This is a genomic window from Agromyces sp. NPDC056523 (assembly GCF_042794545.1).
Classification (GTDB): Bacteria; Actinomycetota; Actinomycetes; order Actinomycetales; family Microbacteriaceae; genus Agromyces.
In genome coordinates this window covers 116,468-129,896 of the sequence record NZ_JBHTTM010000003.1, presented here as the reverse complement: position 1 = coordinate 129,896, position 13,429 = coordinate 116,468, and the positions used below count along the sequence as shown (strand labels likewise).

Genomic DNA, 13,429 nt, shown 5'->3' with positions numbered 1-13,429 from the left:
CCGCTCGCCCCTAGCCCTTGAGCCCCTGGGTCGCCACGCCGGCGACGAGGAACCGCTGGAACACGATGAAGAAGATCAGGATCGGCAGCAGCGCCAGGAACGACACGGCGACGGTCGCGCCGTAGTCGGACGACGAGGTCTGGTCGTTGTACAGCCGCAGCGCGACCGGTAACGGGTACAGCTCGGGGCTGTTCACGTACAGCAGGGGGCCGAGGAAGTCGTTCCAGGTCCAGATGAACGTGAAGATCGCGCAGGTGATCAGCGCCGGCTTGATCAGCGGCAGGATGATCGAGAAGAAGATGCGCCAGTGGCCGGCGCCGTCGATCTTCGCCGCCTCGTCCATGTCGCGCGGGATGTTGCGGATGAACTGCACGATCAGGAAGACGAAGAACGCCTCGGTCGCGAGGAACTTCGGCAGGATCAGCGGCCAGTACGTGTCCACGAGTTCGAGCTTCTGGAACATGATGTACTGCGGGATGATCACGACGTGGAACGGCAGCAGCAGCGTGCCGATCATCGCCGCGAACAGGATGCCGACGCCCTTGAACTGCACCCGGGCGAACGCGTACGCGGCCAGCGCCGAGCTCAGCAGGGTGCCCACGACCGCGGCGACCGCGATGATCAGCGAGTTGGCGAAGAACCGCCACAGCGGCACGCCGCCGATGCCCTCGAGCACCTTGAAGTAGTTGTCGATGGTGGGCTGATCGGGCAGCAGGCCCGGGTTCTGGCCGAATTCGCTCGACGGCTTGAACGTCGCGAAGGTCATCCAGATCAGCGGGTAGAGCACGATCGCGGTCAGCGCGAGCAGCACCACGAACCAGATGACCGTGTTGATCGTCTTGCGCTTGACCCGGCGGCGACCCCCGGTGGCGCGCTCCTGCGTCTCGATCTCGAGGAACTCGGGGCGGGCGATCTCGGAGGTTGACGTGGTCATCGGTTCTCTCCCGCGTAGTGCACCCACGACTTCTGGGTCTTGAAGAGGACGGCGGCGATGATCGCGACCACGATCACGAGGACCCACGCCATCGCTGCGGCGTAGCCCATCTGCAGGTCGGCGAAGCCGCGCTTGTAAAGGTAGACGGTGTAGAAGTTGGTCATGCCCGCCGGCCCACCCGAGCCGTTGGAGATGATGTACGCCGCGGCGAACACCTGGAACGCGTTGATCAGCTCGAGCAGCAGGTTGAAGAAGATCACGCTCGAGAGCATCGGGAACGTGACCGAGCGGAACTTCCGCACCGGCCCGGCACCGTCGACCTCGGCCGCCTCGTACAGCTCCTGCGGGACCTGCTTGAGGCCGGCGAGGAAGATCACCATCGGCGCGCCGAACTGCCACACCGCCAGCAGGATCATCATCGGCAGCACCAGGGCCACGTTGCCGACCCAGCCACCGAGCTCGATGCCGAAGAAGCTCAGCGTGTTGTCGACCGGGCCGTCGGTGGTGAACATCGCCCGCCACACGATCGCGACCGACACGCTCGCGCCGATCAGGCTCGGGGCGTAGAACGAGGAGCGGAAGAACGCCGAGCCGCGGTCGCGATAGTTCAGGAGCATCGCCACGCCCAGCGCCGCGGCCAGCTTGATCGGGGTGCCGACCAGCACGTAGATCAGCGTGATCTGCACCGACTGGATGTACACCGGGTCCTCGGTGAACATGCGGACGAAGTTGTCGAAGCCGATCCACTCCGGCTCGGTGAACAGGTTGTACTTGGTGAACGCCAGGTACAGCGAGTACAGCATCGGGCCGAGCGTCAGCCCGAGGAAGCCGATCATCCACGGCAGGAGGAAGGTGTAGCCGGCGGCCGTCTCACGGCGGTTGCGGGCCTTGATGCCCGCGCGTGCGGGACCCTCGGGGCGGCGACGGCTGGAACGGCGCGTGCCGTCCTCCTCTGCGGTGACGATCGCCCTCGTCAATGTGGTGCTCACTGTGTGTCTCCCGGTTCGATCCTGAGGCTACCCCGGGTCCGGACCGCCATGCGGGGCCCGGACCCGGGCGCTGCCTACTGGTTCAGCAGGACGTCCATCTCGGCGAAGAACTGCTCGACCGCCTCGTCGACGGTCAGGGTGCCGTAGACGAGCTCCTGGCCGATCAGGCGGAACTTCTCCTCGATCTGGCCGTAGCTCGTGACCGGCACGGGCGGGGCGTCGCCGAGGCGGTCGGCGATGGAGGCCTCGTAGTCGGCGATCTGCTGGCCGAGCGGGTCGAGCTCAGCGCCCTCGAGTTGCGTCTCCGACGCGGGGATGCCGCGGTTGCTGCCGAACGCGGCACCCACCTCGGGCGCGTTCACGAGGTAATTGAGCAGCGTCGCCGCGGCCTCGGGGTGGTCGGTCGTCGACGAGATCGAGTGCAGCATGGACGGCTTGAGGTACAGGTCCTTCGCGCCCTCCTCGGTCACGGGCGGGGCGACCAGGCCGAGTTCGGTGTAGCCCTCGCCGAGGTTGCCGAGGTAGCTGGCGCCGAAGTTGTCCCACGTGAGTTCGCTCGCCGTGAGGGCCGTGTCGAAGCCCGAAAGCGGGTAGACCTCCTCGAGTCGCTGCTGGCCGATGACCGACCCGTCGGTGCGGATCTCGTCGCCCTGCTTCCAGAACGCGGCCAGGTCCTCCTCGGTGAAGTTGGGCTCGCCCTCCTCGGTGAAGAGGTCCTCGCCATCGGCGCGCTGGGAGATCTCGAAGTTCTGGATGCGGCCGGTCCAGTCGGTGCCGCCCGTGAGTTCGACGCCGGCTGCGTCAGCCCCGTCGGTGACCTCCTTCATCCAGGCGTTGTAGTCGTCCCAGTCGCCGCCGCCGAACTCCTCGACGCCGGCCTGCTCGAGCAAGGCCGGGTTGGTGTACATGCCCCACGCGTTCGTGGAGGTCGGGATGCCCGTGGTCTCGTCGCCCACGACGCCGATGTTCAGGATCTCCTCGCTGAGCGGCTCGGTGTCGATGATGTTGCCGAGGTAGGGCTCGAGGTCGAGCAGCAGGCCGTTCTCGGAGTAGTGGCGGAGGTAGGAGTAGTCGAACTGCATGACGTCGGGCAGGCCGCCACCGGCCGCCTCGGTCTGCCGCTTCTCCCAGAACTCTGGGAAGCCGAGGAACGAGGTGTTGACCGTGATGTTCGGGTACTCCTCGTTGAATGCGGCGAGCGCCTCGTCGTACATCTCGGCGCGGACGTCGTTGCCCCAGAAGGCGAAATCGAGCGTGACCTTCTCGTCGGGGTCGTAGGTCGCGGCGGGCTCGGAGCCTCCGCCGGCGCACCCCGTGAGCACGAGGGCCGCGCTCGCCGTGACCGCGGCGGCGGCGAGTGCCGCGCGACGCGTGCGAATGTTGAACATCGTTGTCCTCCCGGAAACGTCTCTGTCTGCCTGGTGCGGGTGGCACTTCGGGAAAGCGCTTCCCCAAAGATAGCCGGTCGCCGTCCATCGGTCAATCAGATCCACAAAATCGTTTCAATCGATATCCGGCCGTGACCATGCTGCACCGACGGCGGCGCGCGCGGATCAGCTCCCGAGCGGAACGACCGCGGCGTCGCGGTCGCACACGAGCCGGCCGTCGACGACGGTCAGCGAGGCGGCGAACACGGCGCTCAGGCGCGCGGTCGCGGCATCCGACGACCCCAGCTCCGAGCCGTCCCAGTGCGGGTGCGTGAAGTAGTACAGGATGGCCCGATCTGCCTCGACCACCACGTCGCCGTGCCGCCCGAAGGTCTCGTCGCCGCGCCGCCGCCCCGGCTCGCCGAGGATCACGTCGTCGGGGCCGCCCTGCCGGGTCCAGTGGACGGCGTCGGTCGAGCGGTGCACGCCCATTCCGCGCCACTCGTCGACGAGCATCCACCACCAGCCGCCGAGCTCGAACACGTTCGGTCCCTCGTGCGGCCGCCCGCCGATGGCGCGGCCCTCGACCCGCCAAGATCCCGGGGCGAGATCCTCGCTCGATGCCACCCAGGTGGTCGAGCCATCCGCCTCGTCCTTGAACCACAGCCGCCAGATGCCGTCGAGGCAGCGCGCGACGCACGCGTCGATCACGCGATCGCTGCTGAGCCGGATGTCGCCGACGACCCGCCATCGCTCGAGGTCGTCGCTCACGTACTCGACGATCCGGCGCGCGTGCCCCTCCCATCGGTCGGGGATCCCGTCGATCACGGTGAGGTACATGCGGTACCGCTCGCCGTCGTGGATGACCTCGGGCGCCCAGTGCGTCTCGTCCCACCCCGACTCGGAATCGCCCAGTCGCAGGTCGTCGACCGTGCCGGCGTACTGCCAGTCCACGCCGTCGACCGAGCGCGCGACGCCGATGCGACTGCCGTGCACCCACGCGACGCCGGGCTCGTCGACACCGGCGCGGCGCTGCGTGAAGAACATCCACCACTCCCCCGTCGCCCGGTGACGGATCACGGCGGGGTCGGTGGCGCCGTCGTGCACCGGATCGTGGAAGAGCGCGTCGTCGCCGGGCAGTGGGACGCCGACGCGTGGCGCGCGGGCCGCGACATCGGCTCGGGCGTCGCGGTCGCTCATCGGCGCAGGTCGGTGATCGGGCTCTCGAGGCTCCGAAGGCGGTCGGTGTCGTCGCGCAGGGTCTGGCGCGTGACGGTGCGACCCGTGGCGGCCGACGAGTAGATCGCGGTCACGATCTCGAACGAGCGCGCGGGGTCGCTCGCCGTGGGCGGGAGCGGCCCGCCGGTCACGAGGGCGCGGTAGATGTCGCGCACGAGCGGCTCGTGACCGCTCGCCTCCTCGGCCTCGGGGAGGGCCCAGCGAGCGGCCATGGACTCGTGCACATGCGGGGCGGGCGAGATCCGCCAGTGCTCGTGCCCGTGCCCGTAGAGGTGGTCGACGGTCACGGTCGCGAGCTCGGTGTCGATGCGGATGGTGCTGACCTCGCGCGGCGAGAGCGCGCTCGTCGTGACCGAGGCGACCACGCCGTTCTCGAACTCGACGGTCGCGGTGGAGACGTCCTCCATCTCGGTCTCGCGGGCGAGCCGCCAGAGCCGGCCGTGCACACTCGCCCAGTCGCCGAGCAGCCACGCCAGGAGGTCGATCTGGTGGATGCCGAGGCCGAGCGTTGGACCGCCGCCCTCGGTCGCCCACCTGCCGCGCCACGGCACCGCGAAGTACGCCGGGTCGCGGTACCAGAGCGTCTCGCACGTCGCGACGAGGGGACGGCCGAGCGCGCCGGACTCGAGCAACTGCCGCACGTGCGCGGCGGCCGTGCCTGTGCGCTGCTGGAACACCACGGCCAGCCGTCGATCGTTGCGCGACGCGGCCTCGGTCATGGCGTCGAGCTCGCCGAGCGAGAGGGCCGCGGGCTTCTCGCAGATCACGTGCAGGCCGGCGTCGAAGGCGGCGATCGCCTGCTCGGCGTGCACGCCGGGAGGGGTGCAGATGTGCAGGACCTCGACGTTGCGCGCGGCGAGCAGTGCGTCGAGCGACGAGGCGACGGCGGGGCCGGCCGGGTTGCCCCAGAGCTCGGCGAAGCGCCCCGCCGCCTCGGCGTCGCGATCGACGACGGCGACGAGCTCGGCGTTCGGCGTCGCCGCGATCGCCTTCGCGTGCGCGTTGGCGATCGCGCCGGTGCCGATGATCGCGGCGCGCATCGGACCGGACGTGTCGGACGGGGCGTGCGCGGTGTGCGCGGCGGGGTCGGTCATCGTGCTCCTCCGATGCGGTCGATGGTGCGGTCGGGCCTGCGGTCGGGGGCGGCGTCGGGCGTCGTGTCGTAGCGCTGCAGCCGCCCGCACATGCCGAGGGCGAGCGAGACGGATGCCTCGGCGACGCGTGCCTCGGCGAGGCTCGGCTCGCGCTGCGCCTCGAGCGCTGCCAGCCGCTCGCCGGTCTCGCGGGCGGCGGCGAGCGCGCCGGCCTCCCAGCGAGCTCGCCACTCGGGGACGCTCGGCACGACGAGCGCGGCGGCGCGCGCGTGCAGGCGGGCGAGACGGTCGGCGTCGACCGTGCCGTCGTCGCGGAACAACGCGAGACAGCCCGCGACGGCGAGGTCGCGGCGCGCGACGGACGCGGCGAGTCGGGCGGCGTCGGATGCCTCGGGGCCGGGTAGCGCCGCGGCATCCGCGTATCGCCCGGGGTCGGCGAGCACGTCGTCGGGGAAGGTCATCACGGCGTCGCCGGCCTCGGGCAGCCCGGCGTTCTGCATGATCACGCGGACCTCGAGACCGCCGTCGTTCACCGCGCGGTGGATCACACCGGGCGCGAACCAGACCAGGTCGCCCGGCGCGAGCGCGCGCTCGGCGAACGTGCCGGCGCCGTCGATCGTGTGGAGGCGACCGCGCCCGCCGACGACGAGGTACGCCTCGGCCGAGACGAGGTGCAGGTGCGGGGTGCCGCCCGCGAGCCCGTCGGGGGCGACGGTGTCGTACACCTCGAGGGCGCTGACGGCGGTCGCACCGGGGAACGTGGGCGCGGTCATGGGACGCCGCCCGTCGCGCCGGCCGCCACCGCCGCGTTCGTGCCGGTCTCCCCGACCGTCGTCTCGGGCGCGAGCAGCTCTCCCATCCGATCGGCCGCCTGTGCGGCGAGCCGGGCAGCGCGTGCCGCGTCGCCCGCGCCATCCGCCACGACCACGGCGTAGCGCAACGACATCGTCGCGCCGGGCTCGATCTCGTGCTCCTCGCTGAAGAAGGGCGCGGGGCAGAGGCACGCGAACTCGGCGCTGCGGGCGAACCACTGCGGTGGGTGCTGCAGGTTGCCCGGGTCGTCGACGATGACGACGGTCGACGCCCCATCGGTCTCGTCGTGACGACCGGTGAAGCCCATCCACGGCGCGCGCGTGCCTCGCAGTTCGTCGCCGCCCGCGACGCCGGGCGCGAGCACCTGCCCGCCCGTGAACGACCGGGGGCCGCGCCAGAAGAGACCGCCGTACCCGGCGTTCTCGCGCCCCCGGGTCGTGGGCGATCCGATCGAGATCGCGCGGTCGGTGGCGTTGGTCATGCTCGTCGCGAACCCGAGCACCCAGGCGTCGTCGCTGAGCACGGATGCCGCGAGCGTGCGCTCCTCGTCGAAGATGCGCTCGCCCGCCTGCGTGATCCACTCGAGGCGCTCGACGCAGCGCGCCGCGCCGCGCCCCGCCGCGGCGGCATCCTTCGGCGCGAAGGCCACGTGCCGCTGCTCGCCGTTGTTCGGCAGCTGCATGTACCCCTCTCCGCGCACGAACGTCGGACCGCCCCAGAAGTTCTCGTCGCCGACGACCGGGAGCGACCAGGCGATGCCCTTGTGCCAGACGTGGTCGTGCGGGCGGTAGAGCGACACGGTCTCGCCGCCGAGGGTGCGGAGCGGGCTCACGTACGGACGCGGCGACTCGAACGTCGGGTGCTCGGGACGGAAGACGTACTCCGCGAGGATCTCGCCCTGGGCGTGGATCATGATGCGGTCGTCGTCGCGCGTGATCCGGAGGTCGGTCATCGGTCTCCTTCTGGTCGTCGTCGATCCGTGTCGCGTTCCGGTGCGCATCGGGCGGGAAAACGCTATCCAGCAGCCTACACGGCAGTGCCATCCCGACTCCATACTGCTCCTCACGGCCGACACTCGCCTCGTGCAGTTCGTCGGCGACCGCGCGCGCCGAGGCCGCTCAGTCGCCCCATCGACCGGCCACGGACGCAACGGGTCCTCGCCGATCACGAGTCCTCAGCACTTGCGCCCGGCGAGAACTGACCTAGGCTTCACGAGAAAGCGGTTTCCCACGCTTGCGAACAAGGGAGCAGCGATGCGCGTCGTGGTCACCGGATCCTCGGGCCGCCTCGGGCGCTCGCTCGCCTCGGGCCTCGCCACCGTCGGTCACGAGGTGGTCGGCGTCGACCGCGCGCCTGCCGGTCTCGACGGCGTCGAGGAGCGCACGGCCGACCTCGCCGCGCCGGGTGCCGCCGCCGCGGTGATCGGCGGCCTCCGCCCGGACGTCCTCGTGCACCTCGCGGGCGTCGCGGTGCCGTTCAGCGCACCCGAGCGCGACATCCTGCTCACCAATGCCGCGTTGGCGCACGACGTGCTCGCGGCCGCGGCATCCGCCGGCGTCCGACGCGTGCTCGCCGCCTCGAGCCCGACACCCATCGGGTACTCCTCCCCCGCGTGGCGCGCCGGCACCGTGCCGATCGACGAGACCCACCCGCTCGAGCCCGCCAACGCGTACGCATTGTCGAAGGTCGTCATCGAGGAGACCGTGCGCATGTTCGCGCGCACCGCCCCGGGCGAGTACGGGTTCTTCAGGCCCTGCTACGTGATCTCACCCGAGGAGTGGGCGGGCGCCCCGACCCAGCAGGGCCACACGGTCGCGGAACGTCTTGCCGACCCCGCGCTCGCAGCCGTGAGCCTGTTCAACTACGTCGACGCGCGCGACGTTGCCGGGTTCGTCGACGCCTGGCTCGCGGCGCCCGCCGACGCCGTCGACGGCGAGGGCTACTTCGTCGGCGCGGCCGACGCGCTGGCGACGCGGCCCGTCGCCGAGCTGTGGCGCGAATTCGCGCCTGGGCTCGGCCCCGCCGCCGACGCGCTGGTGGGCACGGCGCCCGTGTTCTCCATCCGCAAGGCCGCCGACCGCCTCGGCTGGACGCCGCAACGCGACTGGCGCACCGAACTCGCCACGGCCGGAATCACCGACATTCCGCAACCGACCGAAGCGAGGAACGCATGATCAGGACCACGCCCGCCGCCCGCCTGGACTTCGACGGGGTGCTGTTCTTCCCGGTCACCCCGTTCGACGGCGCCGGACGCATCGACCACGACGTGCTCGCCGAGCACCTCGCCTCGCGGATGCCGTTCGGGCCGGGCGGCGTGTTCCCGGCGTGCGGTACGGGCGAGTTCCACGCGCTGTCCGCGGGCGAGGTGCTCGAGGTCGTGCGCACGAGCGTCGACGTCGTCGCGGGCCGCGTGCCGGTGATCTCCGGCTCCGGCGGTCCGCTCGGCCACGCGATCGAGCTCGCGCGCGGCGCGGCCGACGCGGGGGCCGACGGGCTGCTGCTCCTGCCGCCGTATCTGGTCTCAGGCACGACCGACGGGCTCGTCGCGTGGGTCGAGGCGGTCGCCGCGGCATCCGGTCTGCCCGTCATCGTCTACCACCGCGGCACCGCGCGCTACACCGCCGACGCGGTCACCCGTCTCGCCGCGAACCCGAAGGTCGTCGGCTTCAAGGACGGCACGGGCGACATCGGCCTCGCACAGGAGATCGTGCTCGCCGCCGAGGCCGCGGGCCGCGAGGATTGGGCGTTCTTCAACGGCCTGCTCACCGCCGAGCTCAGCCAGGGCGCGTACCGCGGCATCGGCATCGCGCTGTACTCGTCGGCCGCGTTCGCGATGCTCCCCGAGCTGGCCGCGCTGCACTATCGGGCGTACGCCGACGGCGACGAGACGACGCGGATGGTGCTGCTCCGCGAGTTCTACACGCCCCTCGTGCGCCTTCGCGACGAGACGCCAGGATTCGGCGTGTCGCTCATCAAGGCGGGCCTGCGCCTGCGCGGGCTGCCGGTCGGATCGGTGCGCCCGCCGCTGGTCGACCCGACACCCGAGCAGGAGGCGCGGCTGCGCTCCATCCTCGACACAGGGCTGGAGCTGGCCGAGCGACTCGCATCGGATGGCGCGACCGCACCGCCCGCGGAGGAGGCACGCGCCCGGTGACCGCCACCATCGCCCGGCTCGCGACCCGGCCGATCCGGATCCCGCTCCGCCGCCCGTGGGGCCCCGACGTGCCCGACCTCTCGGTCGTCGAGGTCGTCGTCGAGGACTCCGATGGCGCGCGCGGCTTCGGCTTCTCGTGGACGCCGACGATCGGCGCGGCCGCCGTGCAGGCTCACCTCGACCGCGACATCGCCGACTTCGCGATCGGACGCGAGGCCGAGGCATCCGCCCTCTGGGAACCGCTCTGGACGCACCTGCACGAGGGCGGCGGAGGCGGCATCACGACCATCGCGATGGCCGGCCTGGACCTCGCGCTCTGGGACCTCGCGGGACGCCGCGCCGGCCTGCCGCTGACCGAGCTGATCGGGCGCCGGCACGAGACGGCCACGGTCTACGGCAGCGGCGTGAACCTGCACTACCCGCTCGACGAGCTCGTCGCGCAGGCGGAACGCTTGGTCGCGGCCGGCTTCGACGCCGTCAAGGTCAAGGTCGGCAGCTCGGACCTGTCGCGCGACCTCGAGCGCATCGCCGCGGTCCGCGAGGCCATCGGGCCCGACCGCCGCCTGATGATCGACGCCAACCAACGCTGGGCCCTCGGGCAGGCCGAGCGCGCGATCGGCGAGCTCGCCGCCTTCGATCTCGCCTGGATCGAGGAGCCCCTGCGCGCCGACGACCTCGCCGGCCACGTCGAGCTGCGACGCCGCCTCGAGGTGCCCGTCGCACTCGGCGAGAACCTGTACACGCACTACCGGTTCGCCGAGTTCATCGACGGGGGTGCGGTCGACGTGGTCCAGCCGAACGCGGTCCGCGTCGGCGGCATCACGCCCTTCCTGCGCATCGCCGAGCTCGCGGCCGACCGCGGCGTCGAGCTCGCGCCGCACCTGCTGCTCGAGCTCTCGGCGCAACTCGCGCTCGCCCTTCCGGGCCGGCACCTCGTCGAATCGGTCGAGGACGCGTCGTTCGAGGCGCTCGGCGCACTCGCCGAACCGGCGCCCGTCACGATCGTGGGCGCCACGGTGTCCACCATCGGACGCCCGGGTCTCGGCATACGCTTCTCGGGCGAGCAGTCGGATGGCGCGCCATCCGCTCGACCCACGGAGGAACCATGACCGACACCGTCACCGCGACCGCGACCGACGTCGCCCGCGACACCGCCCCCGCCGAGCTCGACGCGGTCGCCGCTGCGGCCCGCCGCGCCTTCGCGGTCACCGTCGCCTCGACCGCGGCCGAGCGCGCGACCTGGCTGCGCGCCGCCGCCGACGCACTCGACGCCGCCCGTGACGAGCTGGTCGCCATCGCCGACGAGGAGTCGCACCTCGGCGTGCCGCGCCTCACGGGCGAAGTCGCCCGCACCACCGCGCAGCTCCGGCTCTTCGCCGACGCCGTGCTCGAGGGCTCCTACCTCGAGGCGACGATCGACCACCCCGACCCGTCGACGATCCCGCCCCGCCCCGACCTGCGCCGGATGCTTCGCCCGCTCGGTCCGGTCGCGGTGTTCGGCGCGTCGAACTTCCCGTTCGCGTTCTCCGTGGCGGGCGGCGACACCGCCTCGGCGCTCGCGGCCGGCTGCCCCGTCATCGTCAAGGGTCACCCGGCGCATCCGCGCCTCTCGCGCCGCACCGCCGAGGTCGTGGCCGGGGCGCTCGTCGCCGCCGGCGCGCCCGACGGCGTCTTCGGGCACGTCGAGGGCCACGAGACCGGGATCGCGCTCGTGCAGCATCCCGAGGTCCGCGCGGTCGGATTCACCGGATCGCTGCACGGCGGCCGCGCGCTCTTCGACCTCGCCCAGCAGCGGCCCGATCCCATCCCGTTCTACGGCGAGCTCAGCGCCGTGAACCCCGTGCTCATCACGGCGCCCGCACTCGAGGCGCGCGCCGACGAGCTCGCGGCCGGCCTCGCCGGCTCCTTCACCCTCGGCGCGGGCCAGTTCTGCACCAACCCGGGGGTCGTGTTCGTCCCGGCCGGTTCGGGCTTCGCCGAGCAGGTCGGTGCGGCGGTCGCCGCGGCATCCGCCGGCCCGATGCCGATGCTCACCGTCGGCATCGCCGCCGCCTTCGCCGACGGCCTCGCCGCGCTCGCCGGCCACGCCGACGTCGAGGTCGTCGCGGGCGACCCGGCGCAGCAGCCCGGTACCGGTGCGCCGGTCGTGCTGCGCACCACGACCGCCGCGGTGCTCGCCGACCCCGGCACGCTCTTCCACGAGTGCTTCGGCCCGTCGACGCTGGTCGTCGAGTACGCGGATGTCGCGGACGCCCTCGCTGCCATCCGCGCCGTCGGCGGCAGCCTCACGGCCACCCTGCACGCGCAGCCGGGCGAGGAGCTCGCGCCGATCGTCGAGGTGCTCACCGAGGTCGCGGGGCGCGTGCTCTTCGCCGGCTGGCCGACGGGCGTCGCCGTGAGCTGGGCGCAGCAGCACGGCGGACCGTGGCCGTCGACCACGTCGATCCACACGTCGGTCGGCGTCACCGCGATCCGCCGGTTCCTGCGACCGATCGCGTTCCAGGATGCACCGGATGCCGCGTTGCCGCAGGAACTCCGTGACGAGAACCCGCTGGGCATCCTGCGACGGGTGAACGGCGTGCTCGTGCTGCCCGGGCAATACGAGCCGGTCGCCTGAGTGGGGGTCGGCTCCTACCTCACCGCCGCGACCCCGCCGCGCCTCGCGGTCGGCGGCATCACGGTCGCGCTGCCCGTCCTCGCGGTCGAGCGGCTCGGGGATGTCGCGGTCGGCGGCCTCCTCGCCGCTGCGGCGCTCGGTCCGAGCATCGTCTCCGCCCCGATCGCCGGCGCATTGCTGGACCGGAGCCGGCGGCCGGGCACGCTCGTCGCCGGCGCCGGGCTGGCCACGGCTCTCGCCTTCACGGTCGCGGCGTTCCTCGGGCCCGTTCCGGTGTGGGTCGTCGCACTCGCGCTCGTGCTCGCGGGAGCGACCACGCCGTTCGTGTTCGGCGGGCTGTCGAGCTTCGTCACCGAGAAGATCCCCGATGAACGCCGGGCGTACGCGATGGACGCGCTCGCGTACAACCTCGGTGCGGTGATCGGGCCGGCCGCCGTCGCCGCGGCCACCGCCCTGGGTTCGGCGCGCGCCGCCACGCTGCTCATGGCGGCGTTCGCACTGCTCGGCGCGCTCGCCACGGTGCCGCTGCGGTTGAGCCCGCTGGCCGGCCGCCACGAGGCGGCGTCGTTCCTCGGCACGATCGCGGCCGGGTTCCGCCACATCGCCACGCATCGCCCGCTCGCGGTCATCACGGCGAGCGGCACCCTCAGCCAGTTCGGCGCGGGCGGGCTCACGATCGCCGCGGTCGCGCTCTCGATCTCGCGCACCGGCGATGCCGGCCAGGGACCGGTGATCGTCACCGCGTTCGCGGTCGGCGGGCTGCTCGGCGCGTTGTGGAACTCGCGATACCAGTCGCACCGAGCGCCCGAGTGGGTCATGGGTGCGGGCTTCGCCGCAACGGGTGTCCTCACCGTCCTCGCCGTACTCGACCTCGGCCCGTGGTGGGCGGCCGCGGCGATCGGCGCGTCCGGGCTCTTCACCGCGTCGAGCTCGGCGGCGATGCTGCTCATCCGCAAGCAGCAGAGCCCTCCGGCCCTCCGGTCGCAGGTCTTCACGGTCGGCGCGGGACTGCGCGCGGCCGCCGCGGCGGCCGGTGCGGCCGTCGCCGGACTCGCGGCCGGCGTCGGTGCCGAGGTGCTACTCGCCGCCATCGGCGTCACGTGGATCGCATCAGGCGTGATGCTGATCGCGTATCCGACCGGTGCGCCCCCCATCGACGGTGACGGCTGAGCCGACGCATCCCGCATCATCCGCTTGACAGGAATGATGGTGATAGCGATAA

At 72.1% G+C, this 13,429-nt stretch carries 12 protein-coding genes; 5 read left to right on the top strand and 7 right to left on the bottom strand.

The genetic code is table 11. The annotated features are described in order from the left end of the window. Nucleotides 1–10: 10 nt before the first annotated feature. From ACFQ58_RS11505 to ACFQ58_RS11475, 7 genes are all read right to left on the bottom strand, one after another. Nucleotides 11–934 carry a carbohydrate ABC transporter permease gene (locus ACFQ58_RS11505; protein ID WP_376951244.1) on the bottom strand — a complete coding sequence of 308 codons (924 nt, stop codon included), beginning with the start codon at nucleotides 932–934 and terminating at the stop codon, nucleotides 11–13. Then, complete coding sequence (locus ACFQ58_RS11500; protein WP_376951243.1) at nucleotides 931–1,923, bottom strand: carbohydrate ABC transporter permease; 993 nt, start codon at nucleotides 1,921–1,923, stop codon at nucleotides 931–933. The genes ACFQ58_RS11505 and ACFQ58_RS11500 overlap by 4 nt, the downstream gene beginning before the upstream one ends. A gap of 74 nt (nucleotides 1,924–1,997) precedes the next feature. Next, nucleotides 1,998–3,311 carry an ABC transporter substrate-binding protein gene (locus ACFQ58_RS11495; protein ID WP_376951242.1) on the bottom strand — a complete coding sequence of 438 codons (1,314 nt, stop codon included), beginning with the start codon at nucleotides 3,309–3,311 and terminating at the stop codon, nucleotides 1,998–2,000. 165 nt (nucleotides 3,312–3,476) lie between these two features. Next, nucleotides 3,477–4,490, bottom strand: a complete 1,014-nt coding sequence (locus tag ACFQ58_RS11490) for a hypothetical protein (RefSeq protein ID WP_376951241.1) — start codon at nucleotides 4,488–4,490, stop codon at nucleotides 3,477–3,479. Then, nucleotides 4,487–5,623 (bottom strand): Gfo/Idh/MocA family protein, encoded by a 1,137-nt coding sequence (locus tag ACFQ58_RS11485; RefSeq protein ID WP_376951240.1) that lies wholly within the window; start codon nucleotides 5,621–5,623, stop codon nucleotides 4,487–4,489. Before ACFQ58_RS11485 ends, ACFQ58_RS11490 begins: the two co-directional genes overlap by 4 nt. Further along, a complete protein-coding gene (locus ACFQ58_RS11480) occupies nucleotides 5,620–6,396 on the bottom strand; it encodes a cupin domain-containing protein (RefSeq protein WP_376951239.1) in 777 nt (258 codons plus the stop codon). The genes ACFQ58_RS11485 and ACFQ58_RS11480 overlap by 4 nt, the downstream gene beginning before the upstream one ends. Beyond that, entirely contained in the window at nucleotides 6,393–7,388 is a 996-nt protein-coding gene (locus tag ACFQ58_RS11475; protein WP_376951238.1) for a PmoA family protein, read from the bottom strand. Before ACFQ58_RS11475 ends, ACFQ58_RS11480 begins: the two co-directional genes overlap by 4 nt. A gap of 301 nt (nucleotides 7,389–7,689) precedes the next feature. On the opposite strand from ACFQ58_RS11475, the gene ACFQ58_RS11470 reads away from it, so the two are divergent. Genes ACFQ58_RS11470 through ACFQ58_RS11450 form a run of 5 tightly spaced genes read left to right on the top strand, consistent with a single transcriptional unit; the run spans nucleotide 7,690 to nucleotide 13,377 of the window. After that, nucleotides 7,690–8,610: an NAD-dependent epimerase/dehydratase family protein gene (locus ACFQ58_RS11470; RefSeq protein ID WP_376951237.1), complete on the top strand. Its 921-nt coding sequence runs from the start codon at nucleotides 7,690–7,692 to the stop codon at nucleotides 8,608–8,610. Nucleotides 8,611–8,633: 23 nt separating this feature from the next. Then, nucleotides 8,634–9,590: a 5-dehydro-4-deoxyglucarate dehydratase gene (locus ACFQ58_RS11465; protein WP_376951616.1), complete on the top strand. Its 957-nt coding sequence runs from the start codon at nucleotides 8,634–8,636 to the stop codon at nucleotides 9,588–9,590. Next, entirely contained in the window at nucleotides 9,587–10,699 is a 1,113-nt protein-coding gene (locus ACFQ58_RS11460) for a mandelate racemase/muconate lactonizing enzyme family protein (RefSeq protein WP_376951236.1), read from the top strand. Before ACFQ58_RS11465 ends, ACFQ58_RS11460 begins: the two co-directional genes overlap by 4 nt. Next, nucleotides 10,696–12,207, top strand: coding sequence for an aldehyde dehydrogenase (NADP(+)) (locus tag ACFQ58_RS11455; protein WP_376951235.1), 1,512 nt, complete (start codon nucleotides 10,696–10,698; stop codon nucleotides 12,205–12,207). The genes ACFQ58_RS11460 and ACFQ58_RS11455 overlap by 4 nt, the downstream gene beginning before the upstream one ends. After that, nucleotides 12,208–13,377 carry an MFS transporter gene (locus ACFQ58_RS11450; protein WP_376951234.1) on the top strand — a complete coding sequence of 390 codons (1,170 nt, stop codon included), beginning with the start codon at nucleotides 12,208–12,210 and terminating at the stop codon, nucleotides 13,375–13,377. It abuts the gene before it with no gap. The last annotated feature ends 52 nt before the right edge of the window (nucleotides 13,378–13,429 follow it).